Origin of the sequence: Geomicrobium sediminis (assembly GCF_016908595.1) — a bacterium.
GTDB lineage: Bacteria > Bacillota > Bacilli > Bacillales > Marinococcaceae > Geomicrobium_A > Geomicrobium_A sediminis.
Map to the genome: position 1 here is coordinate 244149 of NZ_JAFBEC010000007.1, position 17562 is coordinate 261710.

Here is a 17562-nt window from a genome sequence, read left to right on the forward strand (position 1 = left end):
TCTACCCGTGTAAATCTAGCAATAGACCGCGAATGTAATCGACTTGTTCTAGTATATGCAGTCTACGATCTTCTTGGTGCAATACTTCCTCTCCGAGTAATGTTACGGCATCATTAATCTGTGAGACGATCGTATACTGCTTAGAATGTCCATTGTGGCTAAGTCCAAATCGTTGCTGGAGCTCATACCCATCTTGCACGACTACGCTTATGTATGATTGTACTAGTTTTTGGTAACGTTTCAATTGTTGTAACGTTTGTTGCTCATGCAGCCTGTATCCTTGCCGTTCAATTTCTCGTAATTGTTCTTTTAACTGTTCTCTTGAATGATTGTTATGTTTTACTTCAAGCATCTGTTTGAAGTTCGTCGCTCGCCCATCTGACGCTACTTTTGCTTTTTTATTTCTCGGATAATCAATTTGTGTTTTCCGGTTTAGTTGATCGATCTCCACAGTTACCGCTCCCTTTACATCTCATAGTCTAACTATATCTGTTCTTTTTAAAAAATCAACTTGTTGGAATACGCTGTTCGAGATACAATAGAGTTAGCGAAACTTTTTTGGTGGAGGGATCAAGTAATGCCTCGCAAACGTATTTTCCAAAAGATCATTATTTATACGATGATTTTCGTTCTTGTAGTTGGAACATTCCTTGCAGGAGCAGCCTCTTTCATCTAATGAATACGAAGTAACAAAAGCGGACAGTGACCAAACGTCACTGTCCGCTTTTTGCTGCACTGCTACGCACAATGCCAACTTCAGCACCTAGCTCTAGAATCGTTTTATCAACCTTAGATGTAATCCAAATCTTCGTTCCGAGCGGCACATCATCATATAATTGCTCCACTTGCTCATTCTGCATACGAATACAGCCATTAGAAACATACTGTTTAATGCTCTCTGGTTCATTGGTGCCATGCATTCCATAGATCCGTCCATCGGTCTCTAGTGCATCAAAACCGATCCACCTCGTCCCGAGTGGGTTCGTAGGAGCGCCACCGATAATGTCTGATTTTCGGTAATAAGGGTTTTCTGCTTTCACGACGACTGTAAACGTTCCCTCTGGCGTTAATTCGGGTTCTTTACCACTTGCAACATCATACAACTCAATTAAATCTCCGTATTGAAAAAACGCCAATTCGTTTGTCGCCTTGTTCATAATAATAAAAGGATCTCCACGTTCAGGCTCAATATCCATCGGCCAAAGTGGCGATTGAATGCTTAAAATCAGGAGAATGAAAGAAGTTAACATGGGATCACAACCTTATTTGTCTTCTTCTTTACTTTTCTCTGATTACTTTCGTCTATACGCTTTTTTCTTAGACTTTATCATCTTCGTTCTTTGATCGTCGGGAAGAAAGTTCTGTTTAATCTCTAAATATTGCTCTAACTCATGAATAATATAGAAAAGACCCGCCCGCGTCACAAACTCATCGTGAGTTTTCGGCAATTCATGTGAACGAAACTGCGCATTTAAATCGTCGAGTTCATTCATAAACTGCTGCGCCGTATTCCCAGGATTCACGGCGGCACTTAAGCGATCAAGAAAGCTTGCAAGTTTCTTACTCTCACCCGTCGGAGTAACACCTGATATGAACGGAAGTATACGCTCTAGTATGATAAATTGTTTCTCTCGCATTGCAAAATAATTATAAAAGTAATCATCATGCCGTAAAAAATGATTATCAATCGTTCGCATCGCTTTTGCTTTTCCTTCTTCAATAAGTGCACTTGCTTTTGTAATTTCCTTACCATCCCAATCGTCCAAATGATCACGCAAGTACCTAGAATACTCTTGTAATATTCGTTGAAATTGGTATTCAAGTTCAATTTGATCATCATAGATTTGATGGTCAATGCTCGGCATATACAAGTTCATGACAAGACCAACGGTAATACCGATCAGGATGAGCGATAATTCGTTTAGAAACAGTTCCCACGTTACCGTACCAATCGTATAAATATGTAGTAAAATAACAATGCTCGTTACAATACCGTCAATCGCCTTGATCTTTAATAGCGTAGGAATAAATAAGAGTAACAATACTGTTAAAGACAGCGGATGATAACCAAACAGTTCAAAGATCACCATCGCGAAGAGTAACCCGGTAACAGAAGCTAGTAACAACTTCCATGCCTTTTCTAAAGAGCCCTTTTTCGTCGCTCGTATACAAAGGACAGTAATAATCCCAGCCGCTGTAAAGAACTCTAGCTCTAACCATTGCGCGATAAAGATTGCAAGCCCTGCCCCAACTGCCGTCTTAAACGTACGATATCCAAAAAACACGAACACACCTCCTCACCGTTAGCATTCCACAATTACGATGAACTCATAAATAAAAAAAACCTTTCCAACCAGGAAAGGTGAACGGTTATGTTTGGCGCGCCTACCAGGATTCGAACCTGGAATACGAGAACCGGAATCTCGCGTGATATCCCTTTCACCATAGGCGCATGTTGAACAGACAACTTATATTATATGGCAATATAAGAAAGTCTGTCAACGACATTATGAATCTTTATTTGCTTCTTCACGCTCTTCAAGCATTTTGTGAAAGCGCTCGTTAATGTCTTCGTCTGTGTATCCAAGTTCAGCAAGACGCTTCGTGAAGTTTTGAGCCCAAAGCTTCATACGTTCGTTCATACGCTTGTACTTTTTCACTTCAGGACCTTTGCGAATCTCTTTCGCACGGTTCGATGCGTTTGAGGCAATGCTTTCAACGATTAATAAGCCTTTCCAAAGCTTGTCTTCATCGAAGTTCTGCCCTTCAGCTTGAAGATAATCCGTAACCTTTTTATAGTAAGCTTGGAACTCTTTAAAATCAATTTCTTCTTCCATGTTTAAGTAATCTTGAACCTTTTCATACAATTCATCAATCATGATCTCTACTCCTCATTAAACAATGTTCATACATAGCGGAAGCCGCTTGTTTAGGAAGCGGCTTCCAGAAGATTATTTACAATACTCGTCAAAGGCTTTTTCTAGCTTTTGAACGACTTCAATCGGCTCGTGGCCTTCAATCTCATGACGCTCTACCATCATTTTCACTTCGCCATCTTTAACGAGTGCAAAAGATGGTGAAGACGGACCGTACCCTTTGAAGTAAGAACGTGCGTGTTCTGTTGCTTCACGATCTTGACCTGCAAATACTGTAGCGAAACGAGTTGGTCTCGTTTCGTAATTTCTCATGTATGCGGCTGCCGGACGAGCAATGCCTCCTGCACATCCACAAACAGAGTTTACCATTACGAGCGTTGTACCCTCTTCTTGTAACGTCTGGTCTACATCTTCTACAGAACGTAAATGTTCATAGCCTGCTTCAGACATTTCTTCACGTGCTGCGTTGACAACATCATTCATAAAATATTGGAATTCCATTAAGTTGTGCCCCCTTCTCCATGGTTTCAAAGCTTAAGTCCATTCAACTCAACGGGAATTGTCACCCTAGCTTTAAATTCAACTATAATTGTAACGATTTCGAGGGAAAAACTCAAACGCCTAGCTCAAATCTTTTTTTGAGAATCCTTCTAAACGTGATTTTACGTCTTGAAGGAAGCGACCTGCAATGAGTCCATCAAGAACGCGGTGGTCAATTGACAAACATAAATTAACCATCGAACGTATGGCAATGCTATCGTCGTCTTTCACAACAGGACGCTTCACAATCGACTCTACCGATAGAATAGCTGCTTGAGGGCGATTGATAATTGGCACCGACTGAACCGAACCGAATGATCCCGTATTGTTGATTGTGAACGTACCGTTTTGCATGTCACGACTTTCTAAGCGTTTTGATTTTGTTTTTTGTGAGAGTTGCTGTAAGTTTTTCGCCAAGCCTTTTAGACTTAATTCATCCGCTCCGTGAATAACCGGAACATAAAGTGCTTCATCATGAGCAATCGCAACCGATAGATTAATATCTTTTTTATAGACGATATGATCATTCTCCCATGAAGAATTAAGCTGCGGGAACGATTGAAGCGATTGTGTGACTGCTTCCATAAAGAACGGCATGTACGTTAGTGTGTACCCTTCTTTTTCTTTCCAAGCGTCTTTCACTTCATTGCGATAGCGAACGAGGTTTGTGACATCCACTTCAACCATCGTCCAAGCATGCGGAATTTCTTGCACACTTTTCACCATGTTTTGCGCAATCGCTTTACGAACACCTGTCACAGGTACTTTCTCCCCTGCAGTAACCGATGTTTCTGGTGGAGACGATTGTACAGACGGCTTTGTTTCGTTTTCAATCGCCTGTTCTGGTTCAGCGTTTGACACCGGTTTGTTTGCAACAAATTGTTCAACGTCTTTTTTCGTGATCCGATTTGCTCGTCCTGTACCTTTGACCTGTTTCAAGTCAATGTTATGTTCATTCGCGAGCATAAGGACAGCAGGCGAATAACGAGTCTTCATAGAAGATTCAGCGTCTGAAAGTTCTTCTTTTTGACCTTGCTGTTCTTCTGTTTGTGACGACTCAGCCCCTTTATCAGAACGATCGTCATCGTTACTGTCGATGTACGCAATTAAATCGCCAACTGCAACCGTTACATTCTCTTCAACAACGAGCTCTTTAACCGTTCCGCTATAAGACGATGGAACTTCTGCGTTTACTTTATCCGTAGTCACTTCTGCAAGAGGGTCATATTTTTTGACCGTGTCTCCTGGCTTAACTAGCCAGCGATCAATTGTACCCTCAGTCACACTTTCACCAAGTTGCGGCATTAAGATTTCTTTTGCCATAATGACCTCCTAAAATTGTGCCAGATCACGAATTGCAGACTCAACTTTGTCTTTTGTAACCATGTAATATTTCTCAAGTGGTGATGCATAAGGCATTGCAGGCACATCAGGCGCAGCTAAACGTTGAATGGGTGAATCCAAATCAAACAAACATTCTTCCGCGATAATCGCTGCCACTTCACTCAATACGCTGCCTTCTTTATTATCATCGGTCACGAGTAGCACTTTGCCTGTTTTCTTGGCTGCCTCTACAATTGCTTCCCGGTCCATCGGATAGACTGTGCGCAAGTCAAGCACGTGCGTTGAAATATCTTCTTTTTCTAAGGCGGCTGCTGCTTGCTGTGCGTAATGTGTACACAACCCGTACGTAATAACCGTTACGTCATCGCCTTCTCGTACAACGTTCGCTTTTCCAATTGGAATGACGTAGTCTTCTTCTGGAACGTCTCCTTTTAAAAGACGATACGCTCGTTTATGTTCAAAAAACAACACAGGGTCTTCATCTCGGATGGCAGCCTTTAAAAGTCCCTTCGCATCGTACGGAGATGAGGGAATGACGACTTTTAACCCAGGAATGCTGTTAAACATCGCTTCGAGCGATTGTGAATGATACAACGCCCCATGTACTCCACCACCGTATGGTGCTCGAATCGTCATCGGCACGTGAAAGTCATTGTTTGAGCGGTAGCGAATTTTCGCCGCTTCTGAAACGATTTGATTCACCGCCGGCAACATAAAATCAGCAAATTGCATTTCAGCGACAGGCCTCATCCCATACATCGCTGCACCAATTCCGACACCAGCAATCGCTGACTCTGTTAACGGCGTATCGAGCACACGATCTCCGAACTCTTCATATAATCCTTCTGTTGCAAGAAATACACCGCCACGTCTGCCGACATCTTCTCCAAGAATAAATACTTTTTCGTCTCGATGCATTTCTTCTTTAAGCGCAAGGTTAATTGCTTGTAAAAAATTCATCGTACCCATCATTGTCCCCTCCTTTACTGATCGTAGACGTGAAGCAATGCAGACTCTGGACTCGCATATTTAGCTGCTTCAGCAGCATCTGTCGCTTCATCAATAGCTGCTTGGATTTCATCATGCATCGCTTGTTCGTCTTCATCTGTGAAGAAACCGAGTTCTTTTAAATACTGGGCAAATGTTGTGATCGAGTCTCTTCCTTTTGCTTCAGTGACTTCATCGGCTTCCCGATACGTCGATTCATTGTCATCACTTGAGTGTGGGGTCAATCGATACGACACAGCTTCAATCAATGAAGGTCCTTCGCCATTTCTTCCTCGTTCAACTGCGGCTTTTACTGCTGTATAAACGGCAATTGGATCATTTCCATCAATCGTCTCCCCGTGCATGCCATACCCTTTAGCACGATCTGACACGTTTGCACACGAAAGTTGACGATCTAGTGGAGTAGAGATGGCGTAATGGTTGTTTTCACAAAAGAAAATAACAGGTAGACGGTGAACGCCCGCAAAGTTAGCTGCTTCATGGAAATCACCTTGGTTTGATGATCCTTCGCCAAATGACGTCAAACAGACAAAATCTTTGCCCTCCATCTTGCCTGCAAGTGCGTAACCTGCAGCGTGAACGACTTGCGTTGTTACAGGAGAAGACCCTGTTACGATCCCTAGTTTTTTACTGCCATAATGACCTGGCATTTGTCGACCACCAGAGTTAATGTCTTGTTCTTTTGCAAAATTACTCATCATAATATCTTCAATCGTCATCCCGAAATGAACAACCAACGCAAGATCCCGGTAATACGGCAGTAAATAGTCTTTCCCACGTTCAAGTGCCATACCAGCCCCTACTTGCATCGCTTCATGTCCTTGACAAGAGATGACGAAGGGGATTTTCCCTGCTCGGTTTAATAGCCATAACCGTTCATCAATTTTTCGGGCGGTAAGCATCGTGCGATACATGTAAAGTAAATCATCTTTTTGTAGTCCTGCTCGTTCATGTTTGTGCATTTCCTTCACCCTTTCATTAAACGTGAATTGCACCATCGATCGCTTGAAGAGCGGCTTCTTTTAACACTTCTGATGAAGTCGGGTGGGGGTGAATGGTCTCCCCAATTTCAATGTCAGCTGCTTGAACAACCATAGCTAGAGCCGCTTCACTAATCAATTCTGTCGCTTGTGAACCGATGATGTGTACTCCTAATACGTCTCGGCTTGTTCGGTCTACAATGACCTTACAAAACCCTTCATGGTTTCCGTTTATTAGTGCTTTACCGATCGCTTGGAACGGAACTTTTCCAACAGCAACGGTATAGCCTTTCGCATCCGTTTCTCTTTCGGTTAAGCCGATAGAAGCGACTTCTGGAGCACTGTAAATGCAACGTGGAATATGATTCTCACTGATCGGTTGGACGTTTTCTTGTTCATCCATATGCCGTACCGCTGTGATTCCTTCATGTGACGCTGCATGGGCTAGCTCTGGACTTTTGATCAAGTCACCGATGGCGTATATATGTTCTTCTTTTGTTTGTAAATACTCGTTAACAACAATCTTTCCTTTGTCAACTTCAATGTCTGTGTTTTGTAACCCAATGTCGTCGATATTTGCCGTTCGCCCAATGCTTACAAACAATTTATTCGCTTGAAGCGTGAACGTTTCTCCTTCTTTCGTCACGTCGATCCGAACGTTAGACGGATCACTTTCAAAAGAGTCAACATCAAGTGATGCATTCGTATGAATGACAATCCCCTTTTTTTGAAGTTGCTTTGTCATCTCTTTTGAGATGTCTTCATCTTCATTGATGAGAATTTGTTTTGCATTTTCAACAATCGTTACTTCTACACCAAAGTCAGCAAGCATCGACGCCCACTCTACACCAATCACTCCGCCACCGATAATGACTACAGAAGCTGGCAACTCTTCTAATTGCAATGCTTCATCACTCGTCAAAACATTTTCGTCTTGCTTAGGTAACCCATCCAACATTCTTGGCTTTGAACCTGTCGCAAGAAGTACTTGTTTCGGGATTAAGATGATATTATCTGAGCCATCGTTCATTTCAACTGATACGGTTCCAGCACTCGGTGAAAAGATCGACGGACCTAACATTCTTCCGTACCCTTCATAAATTGAAATCTTATGCTTCTTAAGTAATGACTGTATACCTTTGTGTAGTTGTTGAACGACCGCTTCTTTACGTGACTGGACTTTAGCGAAATCAACCGTAGCACGTTCACTTATCACACCAAATGTCTCAGCGTGTTTCACAGTACGATAGATTTCAGCACTTTTTAGGAGGGACTTGCTCGGAATACAGCCACGATGTAAACACGTACCACCAAGCTCTTTCGCTTCAACGATCGCTACTTTTTTTCCGAGTTGAGCTGCTTTAATTGCAGCTACGTACCCCCCTGTACCAGCACCTATAATGACCAGGTCATAATTTAAAGACATAAAAATCCTCCTCCCTTACTTTAGATAGGATTTTTGAACTGCTCCGATACTCGCAATACGCTCTTCTGCCATACGATCCGCAGCTTTATAAGATGGGATCTTGTCTCGTTTTGACACATCAAACACTTTCGTCATGGAATCAAATAGACCTTCTACCTTTTTCATGACGCGATCGCGATCATAACCGAGTAATTCATCGTATACGTTAATGACTCCACCAGCATTAATGACGTAATCTGGTGCGTAAACGAAACCTTTTTCATGAAGCAAGTCACCGTGTCGTTGTTCTTTTAATTGATTGTTTGCAGCACCTGCAATTACTTTACTACGCAAACGACTAATCGTGTCATCATTAATGACAGCTCCAAGTGCACATGGTGCAAATATATCACATTCCACATCATAAATGTCATTAACATTTACAACTTCAGCTCCAAAGGCATCGACTGCACGCTTAACAGAAGGCTCATAAATATCGCTTACGATTAATTGTGCACCTTCTTTATGTAAGTATCTGCACAACTCAAACGATACGTTCCCTACGCCTTGAACAGCCACTCGTTTGTTCTCTAATGAATCTGTACCGAACGCTTCTTTGGCAGCCGCCTTCATCCCGACATACACGCCATAAGCCGTCACAGGCGAAGGATTACCACCTGAACCAAATGCTTTTGATTTCCCAGTGACATATGAAGTTTCTTGATAAATTGTATCCATGTCTGCTTCTGTTGTTCCTACATCTTCAGCTGTAATGTAACGACCGCTAAGCCCTTCAATGTAACGACCAAATGCACGAAACATGCCTTCGTTTTTATCGGTTCTTGCATCACCAATAATGACTGCTTTTCCACCACCAAGATTCAATCCTGCAGCAGCGTTTTTATACGTCATTCCTTTGGAAAGGCGCAAGACGTCACGAAGTGCATCTTCTTCGTTATCATAATTCCACATTCTCGTACCGCCAAGTGCCGGCCCAAGTGTTGTATCGTGGATCGCGATAATCGCTTTAAGCCCAGATGTTTTCTCTTGGCAAAAAATAACCTGCTCGTAATTATCTTGAAACATCTCGTGAAACAATTCCATCATTCATCCTCCTCTTCACCTCTACTACACGTGTACTTTCAAACGTTTTAAACGTTAACACGGAGATGAGATTCCATTGGGAAATTATTGCATATTCTTGCTCAGATTGCACGATCTTTCCAACGCATCTTTGTTCTCCTTCATCATATAAGTTATTATGCATCATGCCAAGCGCTTGTAATAATGCGTTGACGCGCTACAATCTTTGTAGAACTCATTCCACTTATAAGTACCTCACAAACATTCGTTAGAAAATCTAACAATAAAGTATTTCGTTCTTTTAGTGAGCTTCTTCAAGCTTGCCAGCTATTCCTTCTAAAATCGATAAATTCTCTCACGTTTGGTAGGGTTAAGTAGTAGATCCCAAAAAATATTTAAGTTCTTTAAAATGTCAGAAGTCATGCAGCCTCGTCAACATAAACGGGTAGATGTATGCTAAACTAGTAACGGAATAAACGTGAAAGTAGGTGCCTTTCTTGCGTTTTGTCGCTTTAATCGTTCTTCTCATCCCTGTGTTTTTAGCTGGTGTTGGAATTAAGTGGATGAGAGATGTTATCTTTAATGTTCAACTATTCCCGTTTCCAAATTTAACGTTGCAATTTATAAGCGGGTTACTTTTATTTATACTAGGTCTAGGCTTTATTGGAGGCTTCATTTTTCACCGTGACAAGAAAAACGGAAAAGTTGCCGAACGTTTCCTAAAAAACAAAGAAGCGACGAATGATTAAATCCATCCGTCTGCTCCTAGCATCGAATGCCTCGTCATCATCCAATGCAACGGATCTTCTTCCAAGCGGCTTCGAAACATCGCAGCCGCTGCTTGGAGATGAAACACCCTGTTTTTATTCCACGCTTCAACGAGCACATACTGAGCACGCTCTTCTTCTTCCACTTCCCCTAAATAGAACACTGCTCCTTTTGTACGTTTCAAGCCGTAAGCAATTGCTGAAATAAGGTCAGAACCGAGATTTATCATTTGGTCACACTCTTTATTTCGGGAGACCCCTTTTGTAAAACATAACTTCCGCTGTTTCTCTAAAACGTCTTGAATCATCTTTTGATCCATTTGTGACTCTGTGCCGAATAAGACGTCCGGTTTTAATCCTCGTTTGATTAAATCCTCATAACTATCATTAATCGCGACAATGTAAGGATTTTGTCTTTTCATAAACCGCTTAAGTATGGCAAGGTCTTCATTAAGCTTGCTATAACGTTCGACGATCCAAATCGGGCGATATCCCTGGTCATGACGAACATTTTCATCCGCAAAAAATGCTGCTACTCGCTCAACTTGAGATTTCATCTTATCAATTTCATTAACCATTCGCTTATGGTAGGACTCATTCGCCTTTTTCTCGGCAAGTTCATTTAATTGATCAACCATTTCAATGTCGTACGCTTTTACACTTGCGACGTTTTCCCACTTCCCAATTTGTCGTACGTAAAGCTGTTTACTGACAATGCGTATTTTATGGTTGCTTTTAAGTTGTTCAATGTTCGTTGGTTGTGACACGTCGAAAACAGGAATGCCGTTGTTTACTAGTCGCTCGACACCACTCGTTACTTTTTCACCAGTGTGAGACGTTTTCATATTAATAACTGCTTTCACTTGTCGCGACAAAAAGTCCCCGGCTCTTTTTTCAGTGAAATTACGCTCATTAATTATAATAATTGCCCGTTCACGAATGTCGTCTCTTCGATTCGTCGTTACACAACAAGCAATTCCTTCTAACGTTCCAACTCTCATCACCAAGTCCCCCTTATCTCACTTCTTACAGTTACTATTCCCGGAATCAAATTGTCGATTCATAGTAGGAGCAATTAGAGAGAAGAGGCAAATGACGTTTATCATCCAAAAAAAATTACATACCAAGAATCTAGTATGCAACTTTCAAAACGTTATACGTATTCAGCTCGTTCGCAAAATGGACAAACAATTTACGTTTATATCGTGCAAAAAAGCGATAATCACGCGGTTTGATCTCGAAGTAAAAACGGAGGAATTTCTAGAAGCTAAACGCAAAGCAGGGCGCAGTAGTCTGACGATTAAAACGTATAAACAAACTCGTCGATCAATTTACTAAGTGGTACAATTCCTTTGACCGTCCGCAGCTTTCTCAAAAGGTTATCGTTGGCTTCCTTGAATACTTGCGTAACTAAGACCGATGGGACGATCACGCTTACTGCTAACGACGAATGCAAAATAAAGTTGGACACTTTTTCGCAAACTTTTTTTCGCTCTCATTTAATAAGTCGCGATAAATTACGGAAACGGGGAGGTATTTGCGAAAAAAATAACCCGTCGCTAATTGGAGGGCACTGAAAAAGTCTCTACTAAAGAACGGACACTCGAATTTAATCGAGCGTCCGTTTTTTTTGATAAACTTAGACTAGAGCCATGATTTTCACTGCAGGCGGATGCTTGCCGCGGAGGAGCGGCCGAGCCTCCTCAGGCTTCGCCATTCGGGTCTCGACTCGCCCCTTTTTCCGCAGGCGTCACCGCCTTCCGTTCCAATCAAAGAAGTCCGTTAAAAGAAAAACTCGGTGAGGCCCAGAGGTCCTAAAAATAAATGCAATTCGTTAAAATAACTAACCCAAGAAAGCGGTGTTCGTCATGATTCAGCGTCATCATTCCCCTCACCTTAGTGCATATGCGGACCTTTACGATGTCGTCGTTCCTTCCGACCATAAATTAAGAAAAATGAATGATCTCATTGATTTTTCGTTCATATATGAGGAACTAGAATCGACGTATAGCTTGAATTATGGGCGTTCCGCCATTGACCCCATTCGAATGTTTCAATACTTACTGTTAAAAAGTATCTATCCGTTGTCTGACGTTGACCTTGTCGAGCGATCGAAATACGACATGTCGTTTAAGTACTTTCTAGGGATGGTACCGGAGGAAACGGTCATTAATCCAAGCTCCTTGACGAAGTTTCGAAAAATGCGGCTGATAGATGCGAACCTGCTGGATGTGTTAATCGCAAAAACGGTAGAAATTGCGTTAGACAAGGGAATCATTCAAAGTAAAACGATGATTGTCGACGCCACACATACGAAATCACGCTACAACCAACAACGACCCTAAGACATTCTTCGTGAGCGCTCAAAGCAGCTTCGGAAAGTCGTCTATTCGATTGATGAAACCCTGAAAACAAGTTTTCCAACCAAGCCTGAAAAGAGCGACCTTCAAGAAGAAATCCAGTATAACAAAGCGCTTATGGGTCATCGAAGCAAACGAAACGCTTCAAGCTTATCCAAAAATCACCGAACCGTTGAACCTATTACGTGAAACCGTCGAAGATGACCTTGACCGCCTCCAATCCATGAACGATCGGGATGCACGGGTTGGACACAAAACTGCGGATTCGTCATTCTTTGGGTATAAGACTCATCTTGCGATGAGTGAGGAACGTATCATTACGGCTGCGGTCGTAAGCACCGGTGAGAAAAGTGATGGGAACTACCTTCAAACGTTAATCGAGAAAAGCAAAGAGGCAGGTATGGCGGTCGAAACCGTGATTGGGGATGCGACGTATTCCGGAAAAGACAACATTGCTTATACAACCAAAGAAGAAATCGAATTGATCGCTAAGCTAAACCCAGCCGTATCCCAAGGCACTCGAGCTAAAGAAGATGAATTTAGCTTTAATAAAGATGCAGGACTGTATGTGTCCAAGGCCGGGCACTTAGCCATTCGAAAAGCCAAGCAAGGGAAGAAACATCAAAGCCAAAATCAAGCCATGACCTATGATTTTGATATCGAGAAATGCCAAAGATACCCGTTCCAAGAAGGTTGCTATAAAGCAGGGGCGAAAAGCAAAACCTATTCGGAAACCATTAAATCCGCTGAGCATACCGCGCAGATGGCGTTTCAAGAAACGGAATCGTTCAAAACACGAGCTCGTGAGCGTTACAAAATTGAAGCTAAGAACAGCGAACTCAAGCACCGACATGGGTATGAAACCGCCTCATCCTCGGGTCTTTTAAGTATGGAGCTGCAGGGTGCGATGGCGATATTCACGGTGAACATCAAACGAATTATCAAGTTAATGGAGGAATAGACTCCCCCATAGACACTGAAATCATATAAAACGGATGCCTAATTTCCTTATTAATGGAAATTAGGCATCCGTTTTTTAGTTACTTGGGTCTTTTTGAAGCAAACCGCTGTTTTTCAGTGCCCTCCGCTAATTGCGACGAGTCTTTTCGTTATTGAAGGTTTTCAAATGCTTCCGGGAATGTAACGGTATTTAAAGTTTCTCCCGATTCAACATCTTCTACATTTATCACTACCTCGTAACCATCGTGATCCTCTCCGGCAAATACTTGCGCAAGTCCTCCGCCAAATGCTGCTAGGTAAATCGAGAATCCGTCGAAGCTATTTTCGAATTGTTCTCCGTTTACCACGAAGGTAAAGTCCGAAAAGTCATCCGAGTGCTTTACTTCGTGAATTGATTCGTAATCGTCGCTAATACTCGCCATACTTTCGCTAAGGTCACTATGGATTTCCGATAACATTTCTTCATAATCTGCGTTACTCATCGTGATAGTTAGCGAGCCATCATCGTTTTGTTCGACTTCTTCGCCTTCACTTTCAGCATTCGCTATAATTTCGTCTACACCTCCGCCAGTTTCTTCGTCGATAAACTCAGGTGGTAATGTGATTTCTACACTTCCAAATGATTCGTCAACATTTAGCGCAGATTCCTCTTCTTCTACATTAACTTCTTCCGCATCTGCTTCATCTATTACTGGCTCTTCCGTTCCGCCATTTCCACACGCGGTCATTAGTGATAACGCTCCTATACCGATAATCAATTTAACTTTATTCATTGAAAGGTCCCCCAAATTTCTTTTACTGTAATGCTGGATGTAGTGTGTAGCCAGTTGCTAGCCTCGGCACATCGTCAGGATATAAATTGTCAAAATTCATTTTAGCCAATTCTTCGGATTCCCAAGTTACATGCGAGGCTTGTCGTTCAACGTCATTACCGTACTGATCAATAAATTCTCCATGAAAATGGATATTAACCCGATCAAAATCGTCCATTTCATTAATTAGTATTTCTCCAATATCTAAATAATCTTTGTTCATACCATAAACAAGTGTATTGGCTGTAAAACTCACTCCCGAATCTAAATCAATCCATAAATAATCACCAGCTTCTTCTTTCATAATACTTACTTCCCTGACCTTATTTTCTCCAACGATTTCAATAACGAGTGAGTTTAGAAGTTCTTCTCCTGTAAGTTTACTCGCTTTTTCCTCTTCTTTAGCTTTTCGCGCCGCCTTTTCCTCTTCGGCTTTTATGCGCTCTGCTTCGCGTTTTACTTCTTCTTTTTCTTTCGCCTCGGCCGCCGCTGTTTCTTCTGCTAATCGCTCGACTTCCGCTTCCTCTTCGGCGACTCGTTCAGCTTCGCGCTTGGCTTCCGCCTCTTGCTCTGCTCTTTCTGCATCTTCCTGCGCAATACGTTTTGCTTCCGCTTTAGCCTCTGCTTCCTCGGCTGCCGCCTCTGCTTCGTCCACTAAACGTTGCTCCTCGGCTTCTTCACGTTCCGCGTTGCGTTCCTCCGCGTCTGCTAGCTCTGACGACCAGTCTATGTTAAATAAGCCGACGACCATCATAATTAGCGCTAACCCTGCGACTGCCCCTGCTGCAATACCGAAATGTTTGCGTAGCCTGTTCTTGCGCACGAATAATATGATAAAAGTTACGAGTAGTCCGAAAGCTAATGGTGCGAAAAGTAACACACTAAGCCCGATAAAAAGAATATCCATTTAAACGCCCCCCTCTCATACGAAATACTCATGCTGATTGTACTATAAATTGGAAATAATATGTATGAAAATAAACGAAAAAAGTTGCAGCCTCCGTAAGAAGACCACAACTTTATCGTTGCTCTACAATAGCAAGTCGTATATACTATCTTGCACTAGTTTGTCAGAATCTCACCGTGAAGTTTATGAGAATGGCTACGTTCCCAAGACACTGTAACTACCGCCAAACCAACGTTAGCTTACCTTATGTTCAATCCGAAGCTTGTCTGCCACCATCGCGATAAATTCACTGTTAGTAGGTTTTGCTTTAGACATGCTAACCGTATACCCGAAGTAGTGAGAGATGGAATCAATATTCCCTCGACTCCATGCCACTTCAATGGCATGTCGAATCGCCCGTTCAACACGACTAGCCGTCGTATTGAATTTTTTAGCAATATCAGGATACAGTTCCTTCGTAATTGACCCTAATAATTCGATATCGTTATACACCATCGTAATCGCTTCACGCATATACATATACCCTTTTATATGAGCAGGCACGCCAATTTCATGTATGATGTTCGTAATGCGTTGATCTAAATTAACCGTCGGTTGCTTAATTGCCGTATGTGTACGACCACCGTGTGACATACCCATTTGTGGTGTTGCTTGTCCACTAAGGTCGCGGATTTTATCAATTAAGACTTCCATATCAAATGGCTTAAGAATATAATAGGACGCGCCTAAATTGACTGCTTTTTTCGTTACTTCTTCTTGCCCAAAAGCGGTAAGCATCATAATTTTCGGTCTTTTACTTAAAGACTTCTGTTGCAACCTTTCTAGCACAGCAAGCCCATCAAGATAAGGCATAATAATATCTAATATTAAAACATCAGGTTGATGTTCAACAACGGATTCAATGCATTCTTGTCCGTTATAACTGACCCCCACAATTTCCATATCTGCTTGGTTGTTCACATATTCCTCAAGCATCTGTACGAGTTCACGATTGTCGTCGGCAATACACACTTTAATTGTTTCCAACATTATGCCTCCTCTATGACATCTAATATTCGTTTGGTAGTTGTAAATTTCTCCCTTAAGTGCGATTATCCTTCAAAAATACAGAAAATCAATGATATTTAGTAAATTCCTTTTATATTTTGCAAATAGCTACACGTTTCATGGTAATGCGCATGAAATGACGCTTATTGTCGAATAATCTTATGTAGAATGGAAAGGCTGCTTTTTAGCTAGCCTTTTCTTCAATCTCTTCAAGCGTAACGCCTGCTTCTTGAAGCATCCATTCAATATGGGAACCATACCCAGAAGTCGAATCATTTACGAATACGTGGGTAACTGCCCCTATTAATTTTCCGTTTTGAATTATTGGGCTACCACTCATGCCTTGAACGATTCCACCCGTACGTTCTAGTAACTCTTCATCGGTAATTCGGATGATCATCCCTTTTGTTGCTGCGTGCTTTTGTGGTGATGATCGAATGATTTCTATATCAAACTCTTCTACTTGCTCATTTTCTACGACCGTTAATATCTTTGCTGGTCCTTCTTCAACTTCTTCAGCATAACCAACGGGAACAGCATTCTGACCTTCATTCGTTAAATCATGATAGTCGTGCAACAATCCGTAAATACCGAAAGCATTGTTTTTCGTAATCGTACCGAGGACATCTTTTGTCGTCGTTAACGAAGCTTGCTTTTCGCCAGGAACACCATTTTTTCCTTTTGAAATTGAGCGGACAGAAGATCGAACGATCTCACCTTCATGTATGGCCACAGGCTCTTTCGTATCAATGTCTGAAATTACATGTCCAAGGGCGCCGTATCGTCCTGTAACAGGTTCATAGAACGTCATCGTTCCGACTCCTGCTGCTGAATCACGAATGTACATGCCTAATTGCTTATGCCCTTCAGATGCTTCCATCGCTCGATCGATCGTTTTGGTTATAACTTTACCATTTCGAATGAGTTCTACTTGAATCGACGTCGCTGGGTCTGGGTTACGCAAAATGGACGTCACTTCTCTCATATCTTCAACTGGTTGCTCATTTAATTTTACGATGATATCTCCTTTTTTGATGCCTGCAGCTTCCGCAGGTGAAGATTCACCTTCCCCAGTTTCAATAAGGTGAAAACCAACGACGAGAACACCTTTTGCGCTTAATCGTACTCCAATTGACTGTCCCCCTGGTACGACGTCAATATGAGGTCGATCAAGCTTTGTGATTTTCTTTATTGGTACGGTCCCAGCAGAGACCGTAACTGCTTCTTCATCTTCCCCTTGTACAGCGAAGCTTGCAGGAATCGTTTCCTCGATCTCAAGCTCTGTCTCACCTGTGGATACAGAAACGACTTCATCCGGCAGTTCTGTCCATTGTTGAACAGGTTCTATAAATAAAACAGCAACAAGTGCTATCAAAAGTAGGATACCTACTGTTTTTCTTACCCAATCATTCAACACATCGTCTCACACTCCTTACTCCCGCGTACGTTTTGTACGTACTTATAATGTTGCCG

Annotated in this window: 17 protein-coding genes, 1 tRNA gene and 1 pseudogene; 3 read left to right on the forward strand and 16 right to left on the reverse strand. The window is 42.1% G+C overall.

Annotated elements, in window-relative coordinates; all coding sequences use genetic code 11:
• Position 1: 1 nt before the first annotated feature.
• On the reverse strand, positions 2–451 hold the full coding sequence (locus JOD17_RS13185; protein WP_042413681.1) for a YaaR family protein: 450 nt from the start codon (positions 449–451) through the stop codon (positions 2–4).
• A 126-nt stretch (positions 452–577) separates the two neighbouring features.
• Here JOD17_RS13185 and prli42 point away from each other — a divergent pair, with 126 nt between their 5' ends.
• Positions 578–676: a stressosome-associated protein Prli42 gene (gene prli42 / locus JOD17_RS13190; RefSeq protein ID WP_152549301.1), complete on the forward strand. Its 99-nt coding sequence runs from the start codon at positions 578–580 to the stop codon at positions 674–676.
• A 37-nt stretch (positions 677–713) separates the two neighbouring features.
• Here prli42 and JOD17_RS13195 read toward each other — a convergent pair whose 3' ends face one another.
• The 10 genes from JOD17_RS13195 to JOD17_RS13240 form a co-directional block, all read right to left on the reverse strand.
• Positions 714–1250, reverse strand: coding sequence for a L,D-transpeptidase (locus JOD17_RS13195; protein WP_204698316.1), 537 nt, complete (start codon positions 1248–1250; stop codon positions 714–716).
• A gap of 42 nt (positions 1251–1292) precedes the next feature.
• On the reverse strand, positions 1293–2285 hold the full coding sequence (locus tag JOD17_RS21730) for an aromatic acid exporter family protein (RefSeq protein ID WP_338028795.1): 993 nt from the start codon (positions 2283–2285) through the stop codon (positions 1293–1295).
• Positions 2286–2377: 92 nt separating this feature from the next.
• Positions 2378–2452: transfer RNA gene (locus JOD17_RS13205), tRNA-Arg, on the reverse strand.
• Between the two features lie 55 nt (positions 2453–2507).
• The gene (locus JOD17_RS13210; protein ID WP_052360907.1) at positions 2508–2879 is read right to left on the reverse strand and encodes a hypothetical protein; all 372 of its coding nucleotides are present in this window, start codon (positions 2877–2879) and stop codon (positions 2508–2510) included.
• 72 nt (positions 2880–2951) lie between these two features.
• Positions 2952–3377 carry a BrxA/BrxB family bacilliredoxin gene (locus JOD17_RS13215; protein ID WP_204698320.1) on the reverse strand — a complete coding sequence of 142 codons (426 nt, stop codon included), beginning with the start codon at positions 3375–3377 and terminating at the stop codon, positions 2952–2954.
• A 120-nt stretch (positions 3378–3497) separates the two neighbouring features.
• Positions 3498–4742, reverse strand: coding sequence for a 2-oxo acid dehydrogenase subunit E2 (locus tag JOD17_RS13220; protein ID WP_204698361.1), 1245 nt, complete (start codon positions 4740–4742; stop codon positions 3498–3500).
• Between the two features lie 6 nt (positions 4743–4748).
• Positions 4749–5729, reverse strand: coding sequence for an alpha-ketoacid dehydrogenase subunit beta (locus JOD17_RS13225; protein WP_042413669.1), 981 nt, complete (start codon positions 5727–5729; stop codon positions 4749–4751).
• Positions 5730–5743: 14 nt separating this feature from the next.
• Entirely contained in the window at positions 5744–6766 is a 1023-nt protein-coding gene (locus JOD17_RS13230; RefSeq protein WP_204698322.1) for a thiamine pyrophosphate-dependent dehydrogenase E1 component subunit alpha, read from the reverse strand.
• Positions 6747–8174 carry a dihydrolipoyl dehydrogenase gene (gene lpdA, locus JOD17_RS13235; RefSeq protein WP_204698324.1) on the reverse strand — a complete coding sequence of 476 codons (1428 nt, stop codon included), beginning with the start codon at positions 8172–8174 and terminating at the stop codon, positions 6747–6749. Before lpdA ends, JOD17_RS13230 begins: the two co-directional genes overlap by 20 nt.
• A gap of 15 nt (positions 8175–8189) precedes the next feature.
• On the reverse strand, positions 8190–9257 hold the full coding sequence (locus JOD17_RS13240) for a Glu/Leu/Phe/Val family dehydrogenase (RefSeq protein WP_204698326.1): 1068 nt from the start codon (positions 9255–9257) through the stop codon (positions 8190–8192).
• A 476-nt stretch (positions 9258–9733) separates the two neighbouring features.
• Here JOD17_RS13240 and JOD17_RS13245 point away from each other — a divergent pair, with 476 nt between their 5' ends.
• Positions 9734–9985, forward strand: coding sequence for a DUF2627 family protein (locus JOD17_RS13245; RefSeq protein ID WP_042359103.1), 252 nt, complete (start codon positions 9734–9736; stop codon positions 9983–9985).
• Here JOD17_RS13245 and JOD17_RS13250 read toward each other — a convergent pair.
• Entirely contained in the window at positions 9982–11004 is a 1023-nt protein-coding gene (locus JOD17_RS13250) for a hypothetical protein (protein WP_204698328.1), read from the reverse strand. The genes JOD17_RS13245 and JOD17_RS13250 overlap by 4 nt on opposite strands.
• An 867-nt stretch (positions 11005–11871) precedes the next feature.
• Between JOD17_RS13250 and JOD17_RS13255 the strand changes: the two are divergent.
• Positions 11872–13324, forward strand: a pseudogene (locus JOD17_RS13255) (IS1182 family transposase).
• A 148-nt stretch (positions 13325–13472) separates the two neighbouring features.
• On the opposite strand, the gene JOD17_RS13260 reads toward JOD17_RS13255, so the two are convergent.
• From JOD17_RS13260 to spoIVB, 4 genes are all read right to left on the reverse strand, one after another.
• Entirely contained in the window at positions 13473–14096 is a 624-nt protein-coding gene (locus JOD17_RS13260; RefSeq protein ID WP_204698329.1) for a hypothetical protein, read from the reverse strand.
• A gap of 22 nt (positions 14097–14118) precedes the next feature.
• Positions 14119–15042 (reverse strand): hypothetical protein, encoded by a 924-nt coding sequence (locus JOD17_RS13265; protein WP_204698330.1) that lies wholly within the window; start codon positions 15040–15042, stop codon positions 14119–14121.
• Between the two features lie 234 nt (positions 15043–15276).
• The gene (gene spo0A / locus JOD17_RS13270) at positions 15277–16068 is read right to left on the reverse strand and encodes a sporulation transcription factor Spo0A (RefSeq protein ID WP_204698331.1); all 792 of its coding nucleotides are present in this window, start codon (positions 16066–16068) and stop codon (positions 15277–15279) included.
• Between the two features lie 205 nt (positions 16069–16273).
• Positions 16274–17506 (reverse strand): SpoIVB peptidase, encoded by a 1233-nt coding sequence (gene spoIVB / locus JOD17_RS13275; protein WP_204698332.1) that lies wholly within the window; start codon positions 17504–17506, stop codon positions 16274–16276.
• Between the last annotated feature and the right edge of the window lie 56 nt (positions 17507–17562).